At 56.8% G+C, this 23,148-nt stretch carries 19 protein-coding genes and 1 pseudogene; 9 read left to right on the forward strand and 11 right to left on the reverse strand.

All coding sequences use genetic code 11. The annotated features are described in order from the left end of the window. Positions 1-4: 4 nt before the first annotated feature. Both ppsA and adhP read left to right on the forward strand, forming a co-directional pair. Positions 5-2,452 (forward strand): phosphoenolpyruvate synthase, encoded by a 2,448-nt coding sequence (gene ppsA, locus AAF739_04675; GenBank protein ID MEM6381948.1) that lies wholly within the window; start codon positions 5-7, stop codon positions 2,450-2,452. Positions 2,453-2,557: 105 nt separating this feature from the next. Beyond that, complete coding sequence (adhP, locus tag AAF739_04680; GenBank protein ID MEM6381949.1) at positions 2,558-3,577, forward strand: alcohol dehydrogenase AdhP; 1,020 nt, start codon at positions 2,558-2,560, stop codon at positions 3,575-3,577. Positions 3,578-3,702: 125 nt separating this feature from the next. Here the strand turns inward: adhP and AAF739_04685 are convergent, their stop codons facing one another. The 7 genes from AAF739_04685 to AAF739_04715 all read right to left on the reverse strand — a co-directional run bounded on the left by AAF739_04685 (position 3,703) and on the right by AAF739_04715 (position 11,572). After that, entirely contained in the window at positions 3,703-4,599 is an 897-nt protein-coding gene (locus tag AAF739_04685) for a DMT family transporter (GenBank protein MEM6381950.1), read from the reverse strand. After that, positions 4,592-5,482, reverse strand: a complete 891-nt coding sequence (locus AAF739_04690) for an NAD(P)-dependent oxidoreductase (GenBank protein ID MEM6381951.1) — start codon at positions 5,480-5,482, stop codon at positions 4,592-4,594. Before AAF739_04690 ends, AAF739_04685 begins: the two co-directional genes overlap by 8 nt. A 10-nt stretch (positions 5,483-5,492) precedes the next feature. Next, positions 5,493-6,995: an altronate dehydratase family protein gene (locus AAF739_04695; GenBank protein MEM6381952.1), complete on the reverse strand. Its 1,503-nt coding sequence runs from the start codon at positions 6,993-6,995 to the stop codon at positions 5,493-5,495. Position 6,996: 1 nt separating this feature from the next. Beyond that, positions 6,997-7,944 (reverse strand): phytanoyl-CoA dioxygenase family protein, encoded by a 948-nt coding sequence (locus tag AAF739_04700; GenBank protein MEM6381953.1) that lies wholly within the window; start codon positions 7,942-7,944, stop codon positions 6,997-6,999. Between the two features lie 12 nt (positions 7,945-7,956). After that, positions 7,957-9,582 carry a TRAP transporter large permease subunit gene (locus AAF739_04705; protein MEM6381954.1) on the reverse strand — a complete coding sequence of 542 codons (1,626 nt, stop codon included), beginning with the start codon at positions 9,580-9,582 and terminating at the stop codon, positions 7,957-7,959. After that, positions 9,582-10,241, reverse strand: coding sequence for a TRAP transporter small permease (locus AAF739_04710; protein MEM6381955.1), 660 nt, complete (start codon positions 10,239-10,241; stop codon positions 9,582-9,584). The genes AAF739_04705 and AAF739_04710 overlap by 1 nt, the downstream gene beginning before the upstream one ends. A gap of 311 nt (positions 10,242-10,552) precedes the next feature. Further along, positions 10,553-11,572, reverse strand: coding sequence for a TRAP transporter substrate-binding protein (locus tag AAF739_04715; GenBank protein ID MEM6381956.1), 1,020 nt, complete (start codon positions 11,570-11,572; stop codon positions 10,553-10,555). A gap of 263 nt (positions 11,573-11,835) precedes the next feature. Between AAF739_04715 and AAF739_04720 the strand changes: the two genes are divergently transcribed. Both AAF739_04720 and AAF739_04725 read left to right on the forward strand, forming a co-directional pair. Continuing rightward, positions 11,836-13,632 (forward strand): IlvD/Edd family dehydratase, encoded by a 1,797-nt coding sequence (locus AAF739_04720; protein MEM6381957.1) that lies wholly within the window; start codon positions 11,836-11,838, stop codon positions 13,630-13,632. Then, entirely contained in the window at positions 13,632-14,582 is a 951-nt protein-coding gene (locus AAF739_04725) for a 2-hydroxyacid dehydrogenase (GenBank protein MEM6381958.1), read from the forward strand. Before AAF739_04720 ends, AAF739_04725 begins: the two co-directional genes overlap by 1 nt. A 7-nt stretch (positions 14,583-14,589) precedes the next feature. On the opposite strand, the gene AAF739_04730 is transcribed toward AAF739_04725, so the two are convergent. Beyond that, positions 14,590-15,690 (reverse strand): mandelate racemase/muconate lactonizing enzyme family protein, encoded by a 1,101-nt coding sequence (locus AAF739_04730; protein MEM6381959.1) that lies wholly within the window; start codon positions 15,688-15,690, stop codon positions 14,590-14,592. Between the two features lie 170 nt (positions 15,691-15,860). Between AAF739_04730 and AAF739_04735 the strand changes: the two are divergent. The 5 genes and pseudogenes from AAF739_04735 to AAF739_04755 all read left to right on the forward strand — a co-directional run bounded on the left by AAF739_04735 (position 15,861) and on the right by AAF739_04755 (position 19,566). After that, positions 15,861-16,010, forward strand: a pseudogene (locus AAF739_04735) (GntR family transcriptional regulator). A 120-nt stretch (positions 16,011-16,130) separates the two neighbouring features. Next, positions 16,131-16,574 (forward strand): FCD domain-containing protein, encoded by a 444-nt coding sequence (locus tag AAF739_04740; protein ID MEM6381960.1) that lies wholly within the window; start codon positions 16,131-16,133, stop codon positions 16,572-16,574. Between the two features lie 37 nt (positions 16,575-16,611). Beyond that, positions 16,612-17,511, forward strand: a complete 900-nt coding sequence (locus AAF739_04745; protein ID MEM6381961.1) for an NAD(P)-dependent oxidoreductase — start codon at positions 16,612-16,614, stop codon at positions 17,509-17,511. Next, positions 17,508-18,371, forward strand: a complete 864-nt coding sequence (locus tag AAF739_04750; protein ID MEM6381962.1) for a sugar phosphate isomerase/epimerase family protein — start codon at positions 17,508-17,510, stop codon at positions 18,369-18,371. The genes AAF739_04745 and AAF739_04750 overlap by 4 nt, the downstream gene beginning before the upstream one ends. A gap of 28 nt (positions 18,372-18,399) precedes the next feature. Beyond that, positions 18,400-19,566 (forward strand): mandelate racemase/muconate lactonizing enzyme family protein, encoded by a 1,167-nt coding sequence (locus tag AAF739_04755; protein MEM6381963.1) that lies wholly within the window; start codon positions 18,400-18,402, stop codon positions 19,564-19,566. A 27-nt stretch (positions 19,567-19,593) separates the two neighbouring features. Here the strand turns inward: AAF739_04755 and AAF739_04760 are convergent, their stop codons facing one another. From AAF739_04760 to AAF739_04770, 3 genes are all read right to left on the reverse strand, one after another. Beyond that, on the reverse strand, positions 19,594-20,604 hold the full coding sequence (locus AAF739_04760) for a LacI family DNA-binding transcriptional regulator (GenBank protein ID MEM6381964.1): 1,011 nt from the start codon (positions 20,602-20,604) through the stop codon (positions 19,594-19,596). Positions 20,605-20,838: 234 nt separating this feature from the next. Beyond that, positions 20,839-21,987, reverse strand: coding sequence for a substrate-binding domain-containing protein (locus AAF739_04765; GenBank protein ID MEM6381965.1), 1,149 nt, complete (start codon positions 21,985-21,987; stop codon positions 20,839-20,841). A 40-nt stretch (positions 21,988-22,027) separates the two neighbouring features. Beyond that, positions 22,028-23,143: an ABC transporter permease gene (locus tag AAF739_04770; GenBank protein MEM6381966.1), complete on the reverse strand. Its 1,116-nt coding sequence runs from the start codon at positions 23,141-23,143 to the stop codon at positions 22,028-22,030. Between the last annotated feature and the right edge of the window lie 5 nt (positions 23,144-23,148).

Consider the following 23,148-nt stretch of genomic DNA (forward strand, 5'->3'; position numbering starts at 1 on the left):
CCGGATGAACCAAAACGCCCCTTTTGAGACTGCCGCAACCAGCCGCGTGCAGCCCGGCGCACGCACCATACGATGGTTCGAGGAGCTAACGATCGACGACGTACCGCTGGTTGGTGGCAAGAACGCCTCGTTGGGCGAAATGTACCGCGAATTGCTTCCGCTGGGAGTCAAACAGGCAAACGGCTTTGCCGTAACTGCAGACGCTTTCAACGATGCGATAACCCAGGCTGGAGCTTGGGATGCCTTGCATGCCGAACTCGATAATCTCGACAAGACCGATGTGAAGGCGTTGGCCCGCGCCGGCAAACGTTGCCGTGATATTGTTTATGCCGCTGGGCTGACTGATCAGACGAAACAGGAAATCCTAGCTGCCTACGCGCTTATGGAAGAGGAGTATGGCGCCGACTTTTCCCTGGCCGTCCGGTCCTCGGCAACTGCAGAAGACTTGCCAAACGCCAGTTTTGCAGGCCAGCACGACACCTACCTGAATATTTCGGGAGCGGAAATGGTGCTCGACGCCGTCCGCCGATGTAACGCGTCGCTTTTCACCGATCGGGCGATTAGCTACCGGATCGATCGCGGCTTTGACCATTTCAAGGTCGCACTATCAGCCTGCGTCATGAAGATGATCCGTTCCGATCTCGCGTCCGCCGGTGTGATGTTTTCCATCGACACCGAGAGCGGCCATCCGGATATGGTGTTCATCACGGGAGCGTACGGGCTTGGTGAGAACGTTGTCCAAGGCTCAGTCGACGTTGATGAGTTCTACGTCCACAAACCCACCTACAAGCTGGGCAAACGGGCGGTCACGCGACGGGTTCTGGGCGCAAAGCAGATCAAGATGGTCTACACGCACGGCACGACGCGCGAGCCGGTCACCAACAAGCCAACGCCGGACGCGGACCGGGCCAAGTTCTGTTTGTCGGACGAGCAGGTTCTCACGCTCGCGGATTACGCGATCACGATCGAAAACCATTACACGAAAAAGCGTGGCCACGCGATGCCGATGGACATGGAGTGGGCGCTCGATGGTGTTGATGGCGAACTGTACATCGTGCAGGCTCGCCCCGAGACCGTCGCTTCGCAACTTTCTGGAACCAGGCTCGAAGACTATGTCGTTGAAGGGACCGCCGACCGCCTGGCCACCGGACGCTCGGTTGGTACCAACGTTGCCAGCGGCAAGGCACGCTTCATCAAAGACACAGCGCACCTGCACGAGTTCCAGCCTGGCGAGGTCCTGATCTCGGATACCACAACGCCTGACTGGGAACCGGTGATGAAGACCGCTGCGGCTATCGTCACCAACCGCGGCGGGCGCACCTGCCATGCCGCAATTGTTGCGCGCGAACTGGGTATTCCGGCCGTTGTCGGCTGCGAAAATGCCACCGAGACCGTGCCGGACGGCCGGGAGGTGACAGTTTCGTGTGCTGAAGGGGACGTCGGGCGCGTCTATGACGGCAAGGTGCCCTTCCGCATCGATGTAACCGAGCTTGAGGGCTTCGAACCTCCCAAAACCGAGGTGATGATCAATCTCGGCAACCCCGAGATGGCCTTCAAGACGAGCTTCTTGCCTGCCGCTGGCGTAGGTCTGGCGCGCATGGAGTTCATCATTAACGAGTACATCAAAGCGCACCCGATGGCGCTTTTGTACCCTGACCGCGTCACGGACACGCTTCAGCGTAAGCAGATCGAAGACATGATCGCGGCCGATGGCGATGGCGCATCGTTCTTCGTGCGCACGCTGTCGGAAGGCGTGGGCACAATCGCTGCAGCGTTTTATCCGCGCCCGGTCGTCGTTCGCCTATCAGACTTCAAGTCGAACGAGTACGCCGCGCTGATCGGGGGCGCAGATTTTGAGCCGGAGGAAGAGAACCCGATGATCGGGTTTCGGGGCGCATCGCGCTACACGCACGACGCCTACAAGGAAGGCTTCGCGCTGGAGTGCGCCGCTATGAAACGGGTGCGCGAAGAGATGGGGCTCGACAACCTCATCCTGATGATCCCGTTCTGCCGCCGTGTGGATGAAGCCGACCGTGTCCTCGCTGTCATGGAGGAATATGGTCTCAAACGCGGCGAGAATGGCCTCAAGGTCTACGTGATGTGCGAGATACCCAATAACGTCATTCAAATCGATGAGTTCGCCAAACGCTTCGACGGGTTCTCCATCGGCTCCAACGATCTGACACAGCTGGCCCTCGGTGTGGACCGGGACTCGGCAATGGTAGCCTTCGAGTTCGACGAGCGCGACCCCGGCGTCATGGCCTTCCTTAGCCAAGCCGTACAGGGCGCCAAACGGAACCAGAAGCACTCGGGCATCTGCGGCCAGGGGCCGTCTGACTATCCAGAAATCGCCGAGTTTCTTGTCAAACAAGGCATCGACAGCATCTCGCTCACACCAGACACCGTTATGCGCACGATGATCCGCATCAGGGAGTTGGAAGCCGAGCACTGAAAATGAGCGCTCCCGCGCGTCCTCCCCTCGAGCATTTTCAGACTTTTATCTTCGCAATACGGGCTCACAACATCCCCGTGCCTATCGACACACAGGAGAACTTCAATGGCTACGATGCGCGCAGCCGTCGTTACTGACTTCGCCAAACCCCTCGAGATCAAAGAGGTTGAACGACCGACGGTCTCGGATGGCAAGGTCATCGTCAAGATCGAGGCAAGCGGGGTGTGTCATACCGATCTTCATGCCGCGCGGGGCGATTGGCCCGTCAAACCCTCACCGCCGTTTATCCCAGGCCATGAGGGCGTTGGGGTCGTTGCAGAAATCGGCAAAGGCGTCACGGCGGTCAAGGAGGGGGACCGGGTGGGCGTTCCGTGGCTGCATCATGCTTGCGGTCATTGCAAACCTTGCATCACCGGCTGGGAAACACTTTGCCGTACAGAGCCGCAATACACCGGCTACACAGTCAATGGCGGTTTTGCAGACTATGTGGAGGCTGATCCTGAGTATGTTGGTCATCTCCCCGACAATCTGGATTTTGAGCCTGCTGCCCCGATCCTTTGCGCGGGTGTGACGGTGTACAAGGGATTGAAGGAGTGCGATCTCCGCCCCGGCCAGAGCGTTGTAGTCTCAGGCATCGGCGGCCTGGGCCATCTCGCAGTTCAGTACGCACGCGCCATGGGCTTGCATGTCATCGCCGTGGATGTTGCTGACGACAAACTGGACCTGGCCAAAGAGCTTGGCGCGGAGGTTGGCATCAATGCCGAAACCCAAGATCCGATTGACGAGGTCACGAAGCTCGGCGGAGCCGACGGCGTTCTGGTTACAGCGGTGTCCAACAGCGCCTTCGCTCAGGCAGTTGGCATGCTCGCTCCGGGCGGAACAATGAGCCTGGTGGGTCTGCCACCAGGGGATTTCCCTCTTCCCATTTTCGATGTCGTGCTCAACCGCAAGACGATCCGCGGGTCGATCGTGGGCACGCGCGCTGACCTTTCCGAAAGCCTTGCCTTTGCTGCAGAAGGCACGGTCGCCTCACACTTTTCGACTGACAGGCTGGAGAACATCAACGCAGTTTTCGAGCAGATGGAGCTGGGCAACATTGATGGTCGCATCGTCATGGAGTTCTAACGGGAGCAAGGCTCACAGGCAGAAGGCCCGACCTCGATTCACGCTGTGCCGAGATCGGGCTTGGATTAACCTGCGGTTGGCAATAGACGGCCGGCCCACCGTTCCAACGACAGTATTCTCGTTGTTTAGCTCGCGAGCCGCCTGTCCACGCGCCACGCGAGCATGCCGCCGGCAAAAATAAGGGCTGCTCCGGCGAATACCCTGAGTTCCGGCAATTCGCCAAAGACGAGGATCTCAGCGCCCGTCAGATAATTGATAAAGATGTACCCAAACGGTGCCAAAGTGCTGGCCTCAGTATAGCTGTGCGCTCTGATCAGTGCTTCATGGCCAGCCCATGCGAAGGCGCCAATTGCCAGAAACAAGGTCCAATCCAAAGGAGAGACAGGTGTGGTCCAACTCACAAGTGCAAAGGGGAGCAACACAACTGTTCCTACCGCGCCGGTGTAGAACTGCAGGGTCGAAGGCCGCACCTCATGAGCCAGCTGGCGCGTCAAAACCTGATACAGCGCCAAGGCGATCGCTGGATAGAGCATCAACACGGCGTACCAATTAATCGGTTCGCCCACCGGCCATAAAATGACAAGGGCTCCAATTAGCCCTAGCAAAATGGCGGACCAGTGCTTGGCGGTTACGATTTCACCAAGCATCGGGCGGGCAAACAAGCAAATGAAGACTGGTGAAAGGTAGAGGATCGAAGCGGTAACGCTGAGTGACAAGTGTCCGAGCGCAACGAAATTCGCGAGCGTCGCCGACACAATACAGATTGACCGAAACAGCACCAACCATGTCACGCCTCTTCGCAGTCTGTATGCAGGGCGAGCGCGTATGGTGCGATCTGCAATCGTCAAACCGAAGTGTACTGCATAGCGCATAAAGGCCAGCGGCAGAACGGCAAGCCCGGCACCGATCAACCATTTTGTGGAGGTGTCGACGAAAGCGAACAGAAGGTTCGCAAGCAGTACGAGTAGAATGGCACGGCCGACCCCGTCCGCCCCCTGGGCAGACGTTTCCGCTTCAACCACGAGCGTAGTGCTTGAGATAGAAATCGAGCAGCTCAGGCACCAGTTGGTCGCCCATGCCATGATCAATCGCTGCGCGCATCATTTTAAGGGGTGCTTCAGCCATAACTGTGGGCGCGCCTGCGTCGTGCGCCATCTTGGCGTAATAGCCCACGTCCTTGGTGGCGTTTTCGATGGAAAATGCAAGCTTGGAGGGGTCAGCGTCGAGCGCATAGCTAGCAAAAAAGTCCATGAACGGAGAGCCGAGCGGCCCCGCTGACATAACGTCATAAATTTTTTGGCGGCCTACGCCGGTAACGTCTGCAAGCGCGAAGACTTCGCCCAAAGCATTGGCGACAACCTGACCGAAGAAGTTGTTGAGCAGCTTGATCGTATGGCCGCTGCCAACCTCACCAAGGTGAAACACATTTTCTGCCAAGTCGTTCAGCACCGGGCGAACGCGGGCAAAGGCAGCCTCATCCCCGGAACACATTAGATTAAGTTTACCCTCCAGCGCATGGGTCGGGGTGCGGCCGATCGGTGCGTCCAGATACGTTGCGCCCACTGCGGCAACTTCCTTCGCGAGGCTGCGAGTGGACTCAGGTAAAGACGTTCCGAAATCGATAACAACTTGGTCGGCACGAAGCCCGGAGATTACTCCGTCATCTCCACGCATGCGGCCCTCCACGTGTGCGGAAGTGCCCATACACAGCATCACGATGTCACTGCTTAATGCTATCTCGCGAGCGCTTGATGCCTCCAGGGCACCACGCGCGACCGCTTTGTCGAGTTCTGTTCGATCTCGGTTGCCCAACACGTTTAGAGAATAGTCCAAATCCTGGAGCCGCGAGACCATTGCGCCTCCCATGAGACCAAGACCGATGAAACCCAGGGTCGGTTTGCTCACGATTATATCCTCACATCACTGCGCCGATCTGCCATGGAACAAACTCATAGTCTCCCAACCCTTGCGCCTCGGATTTGGTTGGCTTGCCTGATGCCGTCTTGAGGATGTGCGTGTAGATCTCACGGCCCATTTCCTCGACACTCTTGCCAGCGCTCAGTATTTGGCCAGCGTCAATGTCCATGTCTTCCGACATTTTCCTCGCCATTTCCGAGTTTGTTGCGATCTTGATGGTCGGGCTTGGTTTCGAACCGAACGCCGAGCCCCGTCCCGTGGTAAAACAAACGATTTGGCAACCGCCCGCGATTTGGCCGGTTACGCTCGCTGGGTCGTAGCCGGGACTATCCATGAAGGTAAAGCCGGGCGCCATGACCTCTTCAGCGTAGCGATAAACTGCGGTCAGGCTCGTGGTACCCGCTTTGGCACTTGCGCCGAGCGATTTCTCTAAGATGGTGGTCAGCCCGCCAGCCTTGTTTCCAGGCGAAGGATTGTTATCCATCGAGCCACGGTTACGTTCCGCGTAGTCTTCCCACCAGTTGATCAGATCTACGAGTTTTTGCCCCACTTTTCTTGTGACCGCACGTTCGGTTAGCAAGTGCTCAGCCCCGTAAATTTCTGGGGTTTCAGCCAGAACACCGGTCCCGCCCTGGCCCACGAGCAAATCACAAGCGTATCCCAACGCAGGGTTTGCGGTGATGCCTGACCATGCATCAGACCCCCCACACTGGAGCGCCACCTTTAGCGAACTTGCGGGGCAAACACTGCGCTTCACACCATTCGCAATGGGAAGCATCGCCTCAACCTTGGCAATCCCGCGTTCCACGGTGCGCCTGAGGCCGGACTCACTTTGTATGTTCATCATTTGGAACGTCGGGCCAACCTGAAGACCGTGCGCATCAAGCAGCCAATCGATCTGGTTCATCTCACAACCAAGCCCGACCATGAGCACTGCGCCCAGGTTAGGGTGGCGGGCATATCCCCACATTACCCGTTGTAAGGCTTCAAACCCGGTGCCGTCGCCACCCATCCCACAGCCTGTGCCGTGCACAAACGCTGCGACACCATCGACGTTTGGAAACCCTCGCAGTCGCTCAGGGGTGAAGTGGTCAGCAATCATCCTGGCCGCCGTAGCGGAGCAATTCACCGACGTTACAATGCCAATATAGTTACGCGTTCCCACCCGGCCATTGCTACGCTTAAATCCCAGAAAGCTATCAGTGACGTCCGCACGTCGTGCGTCCCTCAAGTTGGTCCCAAATACATAATCACCTTCTACCCCAGTAAACGCCAGGTTGTGGGTGTGAACATGCTCACCAGGCGCGATAGGCCTTGAAGCCACTCCTATGCGCTGCGCGAACTTTCTGACCGGATCTCCCTTCTCAATTGCTTCAAGGGCAACCTTGTGTCCTGCGGGCACTGGATCGCGTATCGGCAAATTGTCGAAGGTTGTGCCGGGCTCCAGCCGGTGAGGTGCGATCGCAACGCTATCGCTGGGCTCAAGACGCAACAGTCCCATACTAGGCGCAGTAGGGGCCGTCGGATGGCCATCGGTGTTGCGGAATATGCTGTGCGCGCGCGAGGACATGGCGGGTGTGTTCCCACATGGCCTTCCATGCACGCCAATCCTTCAATTCTTTTTCCGGACGACTGCGCGAACGGGCGACAAAACTAGGAAACTGCTCGCGACCAGTGGATTGACCGGTCACATTGTAGCGCAGGTCAAACGACCAACGGTAACCGTCCGAAACATTCGGCAAGCTAGCATGGGGTGTGAGCGGATGCAGAATGACCGCGCCCCCTGCCCGAACAGGTGTCGGCACTGCAGCTTCCTTGGGCAGAAAGCGCTGCGTGATACCAACTTGGTTCATCGTGCAATGGGGTAACATGTCCGAGCGCTGACCGGGTTTCACTTGCAAACACCCGTTCTCGATCGTTGCGTCCGTGATCACGACCCAAACCGTAAGCATCTCCGTTTGATCAGCACTTTCCAGGGTAACACCTCGATCCTGGTGCCAATCCGTGGAAACAATATGCGCGCGCGCTTCCTCTTGAGGTACTCGGCGTTCGGGTGGTTTGATCCGCACATGTTGAATAGGGTTCGAGGTCAGCTCAGGCCCCAGAATACTCTCCGCAACATCGAGAAGACGAGGGTGTGTCGCCAAGCGGAACACGGCCGGGCCGATATGCATTGGCGTTGTGTCTGTAATCCCATCATGTGGTAGCGAGATATCGAGTGGTTGATACCATTCGACGCCCGCATCGACGGCACGACCCAGCTTTTCGAAGAAGCCCGCATCATCACATCCAGTCCGCACGGTCCCGTCGGCTTGCCACTGATCGTAAAGCCCGTCCATGACCGATTGGTATTCTGCTTCGATCGCGGAAAGTACCTCCCCATCGAGGACGTCGTCGACCACGAGGAACCCATCCCGCTCGAACTGGGCGATTTGTTCAGCAGACAACATAGCGATTCTCCCTCAGAGAAGCAGTGTCACGATATTCGGCCAGATCAACAGGACTGAAAGTGCAAGCAATTGCACGCAGATGAACGGCAAAAACCCGCGGAAAATATCCGTAAGCGAAATGTGAGGCGGGGCAACGGACTTCAAGTAAAATGCGGCGGGGCCGAAGGGCGGCGATAGGAAGCTCACCTGCATGTTCATGCAAAACAGAACGCCGAACCAGATCGCAACATGCCGTGGGTCCAGTTCACCGATCAGACCGATTTCTTCAATGGGCAGTTCCCGCACGATCGGCAAAAATACCGGGATAATCAGGAGCACGATCCCAACCCAATCCATAAAAGCGCCCATAAACAGCAGAATGACCATCATCGTCAGCAGGACGAGCATAGTCGGCATCTCAGAGCCGACGATAAGGTTCGCGATGTAGTTCGGCCCACCGGCGAGCGTGTAGGCACCAGCGAGGGCAGCTGCACCGATCGTTACCCAGATGATCGTGCCGGTGGATTTCAGGGTTCGCATCATGGAATCCCAGACAAGAGCAACGCTGGCCTCGCCTCGCAAAACAGCGATCATAAAGACAGCGAATGCACCCATCCCAGCGGCTTCTGTAATGCCGGTGATGCCGCCATAGATCGAGCCCATCACCACGCCGATAACTACAAGCGGCGGGACCAGGCCCTTGCCGTGTTTCCAACCCAGCATCGTGCGCTGGCGACCAAAAACCGCAAAGGCCAGAAACAGGCCAACAACAAGGGCGATCCCCAGGGGTAGCAGATCCTCGGGCATACCAAGCCAGATGGGGTCTTCACCTTCTTCAAGCACGTTTTGCCCGGTAACCGTGAAGAACAGGGCGCGCAGCAAGAGGACCACCGAGCCACCGGCAAGGATCAACGATAGAAAGCCGCCAAACATTCCCAGCTTTTGAGAGCCCGTTGGCTCACCCGGCTGGGGTTCGGGTAGCGGCGCATCTTCCGGTCTCAACTGAGTGCGTGTAATGATGTAAATGATGATCATACTGGCCAGCATGAAGCCAGGGACAAAAGCACCGGTGAACAGCGCCTTGATCGAGGTTTCTGTAATCAAGCCATAGATAATTAGGACGATGGACGGTGGGATCATGGTACCCAAAGATCCCGAGGCGCAAATGGTCCCTATGGCGAGGTTTTGGTTATAGCCAAGCCGCAACATCTGAGGCAGCGCTATCAGGCCCAGAAGCACAACCTCACCGCCGATGATTCCCGACATCGCAGCCATGATCACAGCCATGATCGACGTCACGATAGCGATGCCGCCGCGTGTGCGCGAAAGCCAGAAGTTGAGGGAGTTATACATCTCTTTGGCGATCCCTGATCGCTCAAGCAGGGCTGCCATAAAGATGAACAAAGGCACCGATATGAGGACGTATTGCGTCATCAAATCGAATATCTTTTGCGTCAACAGGTAGAGCGGCCCGGTCCCTGGCCTGCCCGTCAGCAGACCTTCGCCAAAGGTCCATGGCTGAGTAATGAGCGTTGGCTCAAACTTTAAAACCATCACCAGAAGCGCAAGCACAGCAGACGCAAATCCAAGCGGCATGCCGATCGCCAAAAAGAAAATCATGACGAACACGATGATCAGCGAGATTGTGCCGATGTCCATCAGTCGACCCCCACGCTGCGCTTGATCGCGTCGATTTCGTCCTCGTCAATATCTTCGGGCCCGTGCGTCTCCGGTTCCAAATGCCAGTCGGCGATTAAATTTGCGATGGACTGCAATGCGATGAGCACAACCATGATGAGGATCATCGGCTGGATAGTGGCCGGGATCGGCGGGTCAAAGGCAGTACCAAACATTTCCCACCGATAGAGCTTGTTGATGAATACCTGCTGATAACTTCCAAAGACAACGCCGACGGCAAACAGCGCAATCATGGCGGTGGACACGACGTCAAATACCTTGCGCAACGGCTGCGGCACGGCGTCATAAAGCAGTGTGATACGGATATGGCAGCGCTGCTGCATCGCATACAGGCCGGAGCACAAGAAGATGAAGCCGGCGATCCATAAAGTGAGCTCATTCGCCCACTTGGTGGGAGCCTCGATGACGTAGCGCAAGAACACTTCGTACAGCATGACGCCGGTCATCGCGACGATCATGATCATCGTCGCACGACCAATAAAAAGCGCAAAACGGTCCCATGGCTGCCAGCGCTCAAACTCCATCGGCGCAACGACGACAGTCCGCGCTCCTAAGAATGCGAAGATCGGCAACAAGATCAGCGCGGCCCAATCAACGATGTCGGCAAAGCCGCCGAACAAGCCGGGCAAGTTCGGGCTGACATCTTTACGCAAGTGCAGCTCCGAGATCTGCAGGAACAGGCTCTCGCTCTCCGGTCTGAACCAATCAAGGATAAAGGCCGGTATGTGCCAGACCAACCAACCCGCACAGAGCAAGAAGGCGGAAGGCCAGAGCCACTCAACGAGCCCGCCTGGTTTCTCAGAGGCCATATACGCACCTTGGTGATATCAGGGAGTTTCGCGAACGAGCCCGGTCATCAAAACAGGACCCCACGAAACGTTGTGCGGGGACGGCAAGCTTGCCGTCCCCGAAACACGCACCGCAGTTAAGCCTAGTCCATCGCGCCGATTTCACGCAGGAAGCTCAAGTGCGCTTCAAGCAATTCCTGGCTTTCGGGGGTCGTTGCAAACTCAACCCAAGCGTCTTGAACAGCCTGCCGGTACGCGGCCATATCTTCCTCCGACCACTGGTACATGTTGAGACCCTGCTCGGCCAAAGCAACCGAGTTCTCAGCATTGCGCACTTCGTTAATCGTTGTGTTCTTCAAACCAAGTGCTTGCATGCCGACGCGCAAAATTGCCTGGTGATGGGAAGGCATGGCATCCCAGACGTCCTTATTGCAGGCCAAATGGTCAGCCGGCATCGAGTGGAACCCGGGGTAATTGGTGTGCTCGGCGATGTCGTAGAGGCCAAGCCCAATATTGTTGGTCAGATTTGCAGCGTCTGCACCATCAATAATGCCGGTTTCGAGTGCTGTGAAAATCTCGTTGAAGTCCATCACGATTGGCGACGCACCCAAATTCTCGAAGATCATGGTAATAACGCCCGGTGGAGAGCGGAACTTCCAGCCTTCCAGATCAGCAACACCAGAGATTGGTCGGGTGGACGAAAGCGACTCCGGACCGGGAATCCACCATCCAACGAACTCCATTCCATACTGATTGTAGAGGTTGTTCAGCGCCTCTTCACCGCCGCCATGCAGCAGCCATGCATACTGTTGATAGGGGTTGGCGTAACCGCCAGTGAGGTCGCCTGTGAACTGGAAGGCAGGGTTCTTGCCAGTTTGGTAGGCACCACCGGTCATATCACAATCGAGAATTCCAGTGGCGGCAGCATCAAACGTTTCGGCGGATGCGACCACGGACGACGCGTAAAACATCTCGATCTGGATCTCGCCGTTTGACATCGCCGAGACATCTTCGATGAACTCCGCTGCCATCTGTCCAGAAAGGGTCTCCTGGCTGAAGTGGGTTTGAATGCGAAGCGTCGTGGTTTGGGCGGCAGCCGACGTTGCAACGATGCACAAAGCAGCGGCCGACGCGGAGAGCGCCAGGCTCTTGAGTGTGGACATTGGATCCTCCCTTCGTCCTTGTGGAATGCCTTTTGCGGCATTTTCTTTTGGTATGACCAAACTAGTCGAAGCATTTAGGATGCGCAATTCAAACTTTCATACGGCCACAGGATATCTCGTAAGGTATTTCTGTCGAAATCTCAGGCGGTTGATCCACAAAAGCGCCGGGTGCATCTGACCGCTCAGAAACGTTTCGGTTGCCGATCGTCGCTCGTGTGGTACGACGACACGCCAAGAAACCGGGAGAAGATCGAAGCTCGGAAATGCCAAAAATTACACAACAAGATTTGCGCTCGCGGCAGTGGTTCAACAACCCCCACAGTTCCGAGATGACGGCACTCTACCTGGAGCGCTACCTTAACTACGGTCTGACCCGAGAGGAGCTGCAAGGCGGTAAGCCGATTATTGCCATCGCGCAGACTGGCTCAGATTTAAGTCCTTGCAACAGACACCATATTGAGTTGGCGAAACGCGTCCGCGACGGGATCATCTCAGCAGGCGGGGTCTGCATCGAGGTGCCCGTACACCCGATCCAAGAAACCGGGAAACGCCCGACCGCCAATCTTGATCGCAACCTCGCTTATCTATCGTTGACGGAATCGTTGTTCGGATACCCGATTGACGGGGTGGTGCTCACCATTGGATGCGATAAGACGACGCCCGCATTGCTGATGGCAGCGGCAACAGTGAACATTCCCGCAATCGCGCTTTCGGTCGGACCCATGCTTAATGGTTGGTGGGAAGGCGAGCGTGCTGGGTCGGGCACGGTTATCTGGAAAGCTCGTGAGCTTATGGCGAGCGGCGAGATCGACAGTGATGAGTTCATGGAGATCGCGGCATCATCTGCACCATCGGTCGGCTACTGCAACACGATGGGAACCGCTACAACGATGAACTCGCTGGCCGAGGCCTTGGGTATGCAGTTACCGGGAAGTGCGGCCATCCCGGCACCCTATCGTGAACGAGGGCAGATCAGCTACGAAACTGGCAAGCGAATTGTTGAGATGGTGTGGGAAGACGTGCGGCCATCGGACATCATGACCCGCGCTGCCTTTGAGAACGCTATCGTCATCAACTCCGCGATCGGAGGCTCCTCAAACGCGCCCATCCACCTCAACGCGATCGCGTCGCATCTTGGCGTCGACCTTGACAATGACGACTGGCAGGCGCTCGGCCACAAGGTTCCACTCTTGGTCAACCTGCAACCCGCAGGGGCCTACCTTGGCGAGGATTACCACCGGGCAGGCGGTGTACCAGCCGTTGTTGCCGAACTCTTGGAAGGCGGGTTGCTTCCCAACCGCGATGCACTCACCGTGAATGGCAAGTCCATTGGAGAGAACTGCCAGGGAAAGGGCGCTTCAAATTTGGATGTTATCCGGCCGCTGGAAAACGCGATGGTTCGCGACGCAGGATTTCTGAACCTCAAGGGCAATCTATTCGACAGCGCCGTCATGAAGACGAGCGTCATTTCGGACGAGTTCAGGACGCGTTACCTCTCCAATCCGGACGATCCTAATGCGTTCGAAGGACGGGCGGTCGTCTTTGATGGGCCAGAAGACTTCCACGAGCGTATCGATGATCCTGAAGAAAACATCGATGAACACTGCATCCTGTTTATGAGGGGTGCTGGCCCAAAAGGTTACCCCGGTGGCGCTGAGGTGGTGAACATGCGTGCGCCTTCCTACCTTTTGAAACGCGGGATCAAGGCGCTCCCATGCATCGGTGATGGCAGGCAGTCCGGGACATCTGGTTCCCCCTCAATCCTTAACGCAACTCCAGAAGCCGCCGATGGTGGTGGGCTCGCTCTGCTGAAAAATGGTGACACGGTTCGCATCGACCTTGGACAAGGGACGGTGAACATGCTTGTCGCCGCCGAGGAACTCGCGGCCAGGGCACAGGTACTTGCTTCCGAGGGTGGATACAGGTTCCCTGACAGCCAAACTCCGTGGCAGCAGTACTTTCGAGAGCTTACCGGCGGACTCGATAAGGGCATGACCCTGCGAGACGCACCAAACTATCGCGATGTGTCGCGGAAAAGCGTACCCAGAGACAGTCACTAGTGTCTGACCTTCTCGTCTTCAATAAGCTGACAGATCACATGCGAGTTCGGATCGAAGACGTCTTCGCTCCGACTTATTTCCAAACGATCGACGCAACCGAGTGGTTGCCACTGCATGGCGACACTATCCGCTTCATTTTGACCGATGGCCCGACCGGCGTACCGTCTGAAGTCCTAAAGCAACTGCCCAATGCGGAGATCATAAGCAACGTTGGCGTAGGGTATGACGGCGTAGACACGGTGATCACTACAGAGCGCGGGATTCCGGTTTGCCACACACCCGACGTGCTTAATGAGGAGGTCGCCACAACCGCACTGATGCTCTACCTCGCCTGCTGGCGCAACCTCGAAGCCGAGATGGCACTGGCAAGGTCTGGCCGCTGGGGCAGCGAGGGCAACCTCCCTCTTCCACGAACACCTGAAAACCGCCGCGTCGGGATTCTCGGTCTGGGCCGAATTGGAAAGGCTGTAGTCCGCAAGCTCGCTCCGTGGACAACCGACATCGTCTATTTCGGTCGCAGCAAGCAGGATATCCCCTTCCCCTACTACAGCGATTTGATTGCCATGGCGCGCGACTGCGAAACGCTGGTTTGTATTGCGCCAGGCGGCGATGCAACCCGAAACCTGATAAGCCGTGAGGTTATGGACGCAATCGGCCCCGACGGTTTTCTTATTAACGTCGGTCGCGGGTCAACCGTTGACGAAATGGCGCTGATTGGTGCGTTGCAAGAGGGTACGCTGGGGGGTGCAGGCCTTGATGTTTATGTCGACGAGCCGCATATCCCATCAGCTTTGAGGTCGCTGCCCAACACAGTGCTTTTGCCGCATATCGGCAGCGCGTCAATCGAGACACGAAGGGCAATGGCCGACCTTGCGATTGATAATTTGATTGCGTGGAAAGAGGGACGCCCTCTCCTGTCGCCGGTGCCAGAGAGTGCATCACTTTTGTAGCGTTTCACTAAGGCGCCATCGTTGCGTGAGCGCGCTCAAGTTTCTCCCAGTCAAACGTTACTCCGATACCCGGATCGTTCGGGGCAACCGCAAGGCAGTCTTCGACCTGCAAGGGCCGGATTGTGTACTGATCGATGGGAAAGCTATGGACCTCGAGCCAGCCTGCGTGCGGTTGCGAGGACATGAGGCTCACATGAAGCTCCTGCATTCCGTGGCTGCACACCGGAATACCGTGCTTCCTTGCCAAGGACGCAACCTGAAGCCAACCGGTTATGCCGCCGCAATTTGAGGCATCGGGCTGGATGAAGCTCAATTTGGAATCTCTAAAGGCGTATTCAAACTCGTGGATCGTGTGCAGATTCTCGCCCATAGCAAGGGGAACGCCGGTCGCTTTGGCTATTTCGCCATACCCAGCATAGTCGTCGGGGATCGTAGGCTCCTCGAACCAGAGAATATCATAGTCTGCGAAACCCCTTGCCGCCTCAATCGCTTGCGGCACAGACATGGAGTAGTTCGCATCGACCATGAACGCCCGTTCGGGGCCGAGCACCTCTCGGATTGCTGCAGCACGATCCAGGTCAGCCTTCAACTCAGGCTGCCCTACTTTGATCTTGACCCCGTTAAATCCGGCTTGAAGATAACCCTCCGTCTGTCGGACAAGCCTATCAAGCGAGAAGTTTAGGTCGATGCCACCGCAATACGCCTTGCAGCGATCGCTCGCTCCCCCCGCCATCTTCCAAAGCGGTTTCGCCACGGCTTTGCATCGGATATCCCAAAGGGCAATGTCGATCGCTGAGATCGCAAAAGATGCTATTCCTCCTCGCGCGACATAGTGAACATGCCACTGCATCGCGTCGTACAGGGCTTCCACATCCTCAGGATTACGGCCCAGCACAAACGGTGCCAGATCATGCTCAAGCATCGCCGCAATGGCACGACCACCCTTTCCGCCCGTGTAAGTGTAGCCGGTCCCCCGCGCGCCGTCGCTCGTAAACACTGTAGTTATGATGAGCTCGAAATGCGTGTGATCACCATGCTTGGCATCGGTGAGCACCTCAGCGAGCGGTACGTCAAAGACGCGTACCTCAACCTTGTCAATCTTTGTCACTGAGTTCTATCGCTCAACTTCCCCATCCAATTTGGTATGACAAAAATGACTGTACGCGTCCATAGAGCGCTAGAAACATCGACTGTGGTGTGCCGCTTACCAATTTTGGTTATACAAAAATACGTACTGACGGGTTAGGACTTGTGAGTGGGTCAGGTTGAGGCAGCCTTATGATTGTAACTGAGAGCACCTCAAAGGAGCGGGCTGCTGACCAACTCGTTGCGCTTTTCGAAGCTAAAATCCTCAATGGTGAACTCCCTGCCGGCACGCCGCTTCCGCCCGAGCGAGAGATTGTGCACGAGCATGGCGTAAGCCGCACCGTTGTTCGCGAGGCCGTACGTATGCTGGCCAGCAAAGGTTTGATCACAGCGCGCCGCGGATTCCGGCCCGTCGTCGCCGAACCTGGATACGACGCGGCCCTTCATGCCGTTGAAAGCATCATGGGTGTGCTGGTCAACCAACCTGGTGGGGTGTGGAGCCTTTTTGAGCTTCGGATAAGGATGGAAGTTTCACTCGCCCGCGATGCAGCGCGCTTCGCCTCGTCGCAGGATATTCACCGTCTTGAAGAAGCGCTTGCAAACAACAAGGCGGCCATCCAAAACTCGACTCAGTTCTACGACACGGACGTGACGTTTCATGGAATTCTCTACGAGATCCCAAGGAACCCGGCGCTGCCATATATCCACAGCGCTTACACGCAGTGGCTTTCCAAGCATTGGCTGAAAATGCCGCGTATGCCGTCGAGAAATGAAACCAACTATCTGGCGCACAAAGCCATCTTCGATTCAATTCTGCGACGTGATCCCGACAAATCAGAGGCGGCGATCCGTGATCATCTGGATTTCGCGTGGAAGCAGGTGAGCAGCACCTTCACGGATAACTAAAAAGACGCGTACGCCCACCACAAAGGGAGAAACCACAATGAAATGCGGTGTCATTGGCTTAGGGGATATGGGTTCCGGGCTGGCGAAAAACCTGATCAAGGCGGGGTTTGAAACCTACGGCATTGATCTCGATCCGAGGCGGCTGGAGGCATTTACTGAGATGGGCGGGCTTGTCGCCGATACAGTTGCTGAAATCGGCAACAACTGTGATGCGGTGTTCGTCATGGTGATGAACGGCAACCAAGCGCGCGCGGTGATCCTCGCCGACGATGGTCTGGTGCACAACATGACCGCCGGCAGCGCCATCATCCTCTCTGCAACCATCAAACCACATGAAGCGCGCGCTATCGGCGCGGATATGGCGGACAGCGGCATTCACCTGATCGATACACCGGTTTCCGGCGGCTTTCCTGGCGCTCAGAACGGCACGCTGACCATGATGGCCGCTGCTCCAAACGATGTGCTCGATACATTCGCTCCAATTATGCAGGCCGTATCAGCGAACATTCACCGGGTCGGCGCACGCCCTGGCGATGGTCAAACAGTGAAGGCTTGCCTGCAAAGCCTCATCGGGGCGCAGTTTTCAGCGACTTTCGAAGCGGCGGCGCTGGCGGCAAAGGCGGGGGTATCCGGCCAGGTTATTCTGGATGTCTTCTCAACGTCTTCGGCGGGCTGCGGCGTCGTGAACAATGCGCTTGAGAAGATTATTGATCGACAGTTCGAAGGAACAGGCAGTTCCATTCACACCATGCATAAGGATCTCACCATTTCCATGGGGCTTGGCGAGGAACTCGGTGTGCCGCTGCACACAGCGGCCGCAGCTATGCAAATCTTCCATGCCGGGAGAACAAAGTATCCAGAGGGAGACAATTGGGTATGCACGCGCGTGATCGAGGAAATCGTGGGCGCCGAACTGCACCGGAATAGTGCACAATGAAGCTGGGGGTTATCTGCGACGGTATCAGCCGCAACCTGCCCTGTGCCATCGACGTAATGGATGAGTTTAACCTCGAGTACGCCGAACTCCAGTTTGTTGGTGACAAGGAGGTTGGCGACCACTCCGCTCAGGAAATCCGCGACATCGACCAGCTTTTGCGCGATCGCGGCAAGCCGGTTTCTTGCTTATCTAGGCATGTCTTTGCGGGCCTGACGATAGCCAACACGCCCGGCGATGAAGCGCATACAAAACACTTGGATGCCCTCAAGCGGGTTATTGAGATGGCGCACATTGTGGGCAGCCCGCTGGTCCGCATCATGACCAACAAGAAGGAACAAATCCTCTGGGGACACAACGGCGCGGAAAAATGGAACGTCGCGCACGATGCCTGGGACAAAACTCTAACCTTGATTGCGCCCGCCATAGATGTCGCACGCGCCGAAGGCATTACGCTGGTGGTCGAAACGGGCAATGGGACAATGGTCAATTCCAATTACACCGCCCGCAAGCTCATCGACGATCTCGATGCAAAGGGCGTCCTCAAAGTGCTGTGGGACCCAGCCAACAATTGCTGGTGCCATGAGCGTGCCTTTCCCGATGGCTATGCGGAAGTGCGGGATGGCTATCTCGGACACATCCACATCAAGGACGTCGAAGTTGATACCCCCCGCGCTACACTCACCGTTAAGAAGATGGGCGAAGGTCAGTTAGCGGACCAGTTCGCACCATTGGCCAGCGCACTTCAAGCCGATGGCTACGAGGGCGTGGTAAGCTTTGAGTCAGTCTACCACCCGGGAAATGGTGATTTTGAAGGGGGCTTCCGCGCCTGCATCGATACCTTCAAAGCGCACTTCGCTTAGGCGGTGCTAGCTGCGGGATACGCAAGGCGTGAAGATCACCAAAACACAAAGTCATGTCCTCGCGTACGACCTGCCGGAGGAACTTGGCTACTCGCAGCAGTTTTACGCCAGCCGCACCGCGCATTTGGTGGAAGTATCAACCGACGAGGGCATCACCGGCTGGGGGGAGTGCTTCGGCCCTGGTCCAGTTGCATTAGCCAACAAGGGAATCGTTGAGGGCGTTATCGCGCCAATGGTCTTGGGCATGAGCCCCCTCGACCGTGATGTGATCTGGCACAACGCCTATAATCTCATGCGCGACCACGGCCAAAAAGGCATGCCTATGCAAGCGCTATCCGGGGTTGATGTTGCGCTTTGGGATATTGCCGGAAAGGTGATGAACCAACCACTCTTCAACCTCCTGGGAGGCGCGCATCGGCAATCGGTGCCCGTCTATGGTTATGGCATGATGCTCAAACGCGAGAGCGTCGATGACCACATCGCTCGTTTTGAGCACGAGGCGAGCGCGATACTTGAGATGGGGTTTAGGGCAACAAAGATGAAGGTCGGGCTCGGCCCAACAGATGATATCAAGCTTTGCAAGGCTGTCGCCCGCAGCGTCGAGGGCAAAGGGCGGTTCATGGTGGACGCGAACCACTGCTATACGACCGCAGACGCATTCTATGTCGGACGTGCACTCGACGAGATGGGCGCTTACTGGTTTGAGGAGCCTGTCGCTCCAGAGGACTTAGACGGCTACCGGGATCTGCGGGCGGGGCTCAAGACAAACATCTCCGGAGGTGAAGCAGAGTTCGGGCGATGGGGCTGGCGGCGCCTGCTGGAGAGTCGTGGGCTGGATATCGCCCAACCCGAAGTCTGTGCTCTTGGTGGAATTTCAGAATTTCAGCGTGTGCTTGCGCTCTGTCACACCCATTTCGTACCAGTGGTCAACCACGTCTGGGGATCTGCGATAGCGGTGGCGGCCAACTTACACTTGCTTGCCGCCATGCCAGCCTTACCCGGTGCTCTCCACCCGTGGGAGCCAATGCTTGAGTTTGACACCACCCACAACCGCTTCCGTGACGAGCTACTGACCGAACCGCTGGACGTACACAGACAAGTCGCGCGCCATTCAGGACGCGTTTCCATACCTCAGGGAGCCGGTCTAGGGGTAGAACCCGACCTGGCGTTTATTGAGCGGTTTCGCATCGCTTGAGCAACGCAAACGCACCTGCGCCCACGATCAGCGAATGCGGAACGGAGCCGAGCCACCAACGGATATTGTCGTTGGCACGCGTAAGAAGGTCTTTCGTGTGGCCTTGCCAGGATCACCGTCCAAGATATCAAGGATCAGTCTCGCCGAAAGGCGGCCAATCTCGCGCGGTCGCACATCTACCGTGGTTAAAGTGGGAACACTCACACTTGCAATATCGTAGGCACCAAAACCAGCGATCGCTATGTCCTCCGGCACGGAAACGCCGCGGCGTTGACACTCGGTAAGCGCTCCGAAGGCCGCCAGATCTGATACACCGATAACAGCGTCTGAATCAGGATAGTCGGAGAGAATTTTCGACATCGCGTCGGCGCCGGTCTGCATGGACGCTGGCGGTGAGCCAACGCCGACAAGGCGATCCGCTAAAAGGTTTCTGGATGACATGGCTGCAATAAAGCCACTGCGCCGATCCGCGCCGCGATTATCGTCTCCAGCATCGCCTCCAATGAAGGCTATCTTGGTTCTGCCGTGCGAGACCAGGTGTTCAACAAGCGCCTCCATTGTCTCGGCGTTCGAAAAACCGACAACATGGTCCACCGGATCCTCGGGAAGGTCCCAGGTTTCTATGATCGGGATGCCCGCAGCAACAAGGCGCTGTCGCGCACGCTCTGAGTGACGTCCACCGGTCAGGACTATCGCGTCCGGCCTCCGCTGGAGAAGCTGATCGATAAGCTGCTCTTCTCGCTTCAGGCTATAATTGGAATTACCGAGCAGTATCTGGCGCCCGCTTGCTTCAATCTCATCTGACAGCCCTCTTAAAGTCGCAGCGAAGTTCGCGTTATTGACAGAGGGAATGATGACCGCAACGAAATTCGAGCGTTGCGTCCGCAGGTTCGACGCCATCGTGTCGAAAACATAGCCCATTTCATCGGCTGTCTTGTGAATGAGCTCGCGGGTCTTACGCCTGACCGAGGCATCATCCTTGAAAGCACGACTGACCGTCATGACGGATACGCCTGCCGCTTGGGCGACGTCTTTCATTGTCGGTGTTCTTGGCATCCCAGCCCGTTTCCAAATCCACCCGCCTCTTTTGGGATGGTATCGATGAGAAGGCGCGCCACCGTCTAACCTAAGCAGCTATGCATCGCGCAGTACTAAACGAAAGTCGATCCTAACGTCTTAGGGCATGCCCACGCTTCCACCGATAAGCGAGAGGCCGGAGATTCGGAAACCCCCGGCCTCTGAAAGTCGTCTCCCAGGGAGGATAGTGACGACTTAGCGCTCGAGAGCGCCGACACCGGAGAAGCGGAAGGCTTCTTCTTGCAGAGCCGTAAGCTCTTCGTCGCTCATCTCGTCATGCGCAACCGTTATCCGACCGAGGAAAACGAAAGGCAGTTCGTCTGCTCGCCCTTCGAGGTGTGCTTTGATGGCCTCGGCGGTCGCCGCGCCGACATCGTCACCCATACGCATAGGTGTCGCATCAAGTTCACCGCGGCGGATTGCATCAAGCTCAAGGCCTGTACCGCCCCAGCCGGTGGAGAAAACTTCACCAGCCTTGTCAACGGCAAGCTGGGCCTCCACCGACCCCATGGACATGGCCGTATTCGCGTTATGAATCACCGTCGCTTCAGGATAGGCCTGCAGGATGAGCTGCGTGCCTTCGAAACCACCTTCACGGGTGTATTCTCCGTAGTGTTCATAAGCGAGGGTCCAGCCGCCTTTCTCTTCGACACACGAGGCCCAATCACCAGAACGCTGGTTGTCGGTGATTCCTGGAATACCGCGGTTCATGGCATAGGTGATGTCGGTGCCGAGGCGCTCGAGCATATAGTTACAGATCTCAATCGCACCTGCTGCAGACGAAAAATCGAACCAGTTGGCGGGTTGATTTTCTAGATATTGCAGCGGTGTGTGAAATGCCCAGACGAACGTGACCAAACCGTCGTTAGCAGCAAGCTTGTCGATGTTATCGGCCTGCGTTGCCAGCTCAGAGGGGCCGAAGATCACAAAATCATAAAGGTCGGCATCCTGTTCGACTTGCGATGCGTAGGTCGACTGCAACGAGTGCTCGATTTGGCGGCTGGCAAATTCGGTCGTCTCGTACGCGATGCCCAGCTGGTCGAGCCGCTTGGTCAGGGCGAGGTAATTACGCGCCCAGAAGTCGGATGTATCGGCCGAGGGGTAGATAAGGGCTATTTGCAACGGGTTATCCAAAGTGCCCGAGAACGGCACCGCTTCGGAGCCAACAACCTCCTGTAGCGCTTCCAACGTGCCCTCAGCGTTCACCTGAGAAGGGACCCAATACTCGCGGTCACCATCATCAGGCAATTCGACCAGCGGCAGGTCTTGGGCCATCACCAGCCCGGCACCGAGTGCCACCGTGGACGCCAAAGTTGCGAAGGTCTTCAGATAAGTCTTCGTCATGGACGTTCTCCCTTTCGTTGAACGTTTGTTGGGCAAGCTGTTAGCCGCTTGCTTCCGGGTTGGTCGCCAAGCCGGCGCCGAGCGCCCCGAGAAGGGCAATAACCGCGATAAGAAACGCGGTAAGGCGGATGATTTTCTGTGCATCAGGGTTGGCCAGCGCCGCCTTGAATGAAGACGCACCGTCGCGGTCCTTTTTCTGCAGCCACGCATAAGCTGCAACAGAGACAATGATTACGACGCCTGAGGCAACTGACTGCCAAAAGAACTCGATCCGTAAAGTCACCAGCGCGTTGATCATCATGGACAACAGCAAAACGCCGGCAAAAGAGCCGACCATCGAGGGGCGTCCGCCGAACAGCGACGTGCCGCCGACGACCACTGCCGCAATGACATGTAAGTTGAAATAAGGCGCCGATGTCGCCTGGATGGCGTTGAGTTTACCCATCAGCATAATGCCTGCGAGCGCAGCCATCGCGCCCATCAGCACATAGGCATAAATTTTGTGCCGGTCGACGGAAACACCTGTCATCTCGGAAGCTTCTGGGTTTGAGCCGATAGCAATCGTGTAGCGACCGAAGTGCGTATTGCGGAGCAGGAAATAGCCAACAACCATCGTAATCATGCCAATGATCACCGGCGTAGGAAGGAATATGAAAGCTTGGCCGCGTCCGATCTCTGTAACGATGTCGGGAAAGCGCGCCAGAACGAGGCCCTTTGCAAGCACAAGTGCAAAGCCGCGATAGACAAGGTCCATGGCGAGTGTGCCAATCAGATCGGGTACCTTTAGGCGTGTGATCACAAGGCCATTGATCAGCCCCATCACCGCGCCAAGCGCGAGTGCAATGGCACCTGCGACCCACGCGTTGAAACCGTACTGCTTGATGAGAAACGCCATAATGATTGCGGTCAATGCCGCGACCGAACCGATCGACAGATCAATCCCACGCTGCGTAATGACAAAGGTCATAGCCATCGCCATTGGCATGTACAGCGCCGCATCCAACAAAATCTGGTTCATATTGGACAAGCGGAAGTAACGCGCCGGCTCAAACACGCCCATGAAGGCAGCAATGAGAACGATCATCACCATCGGCCCAAGCACACCAATATAGGGCTCCAGCCTTTGAAGAGGCCCGCGAGAAACGGTGTCAGACATCGCCA

The organism is Pseudomonadota bacterium (genome assembly GCA_039024915.1).
Classification (GTDB): Bacteria; Pseudomonadota; Alphaproteobacteria; order Rhizobiales; family MH13; genus MH13.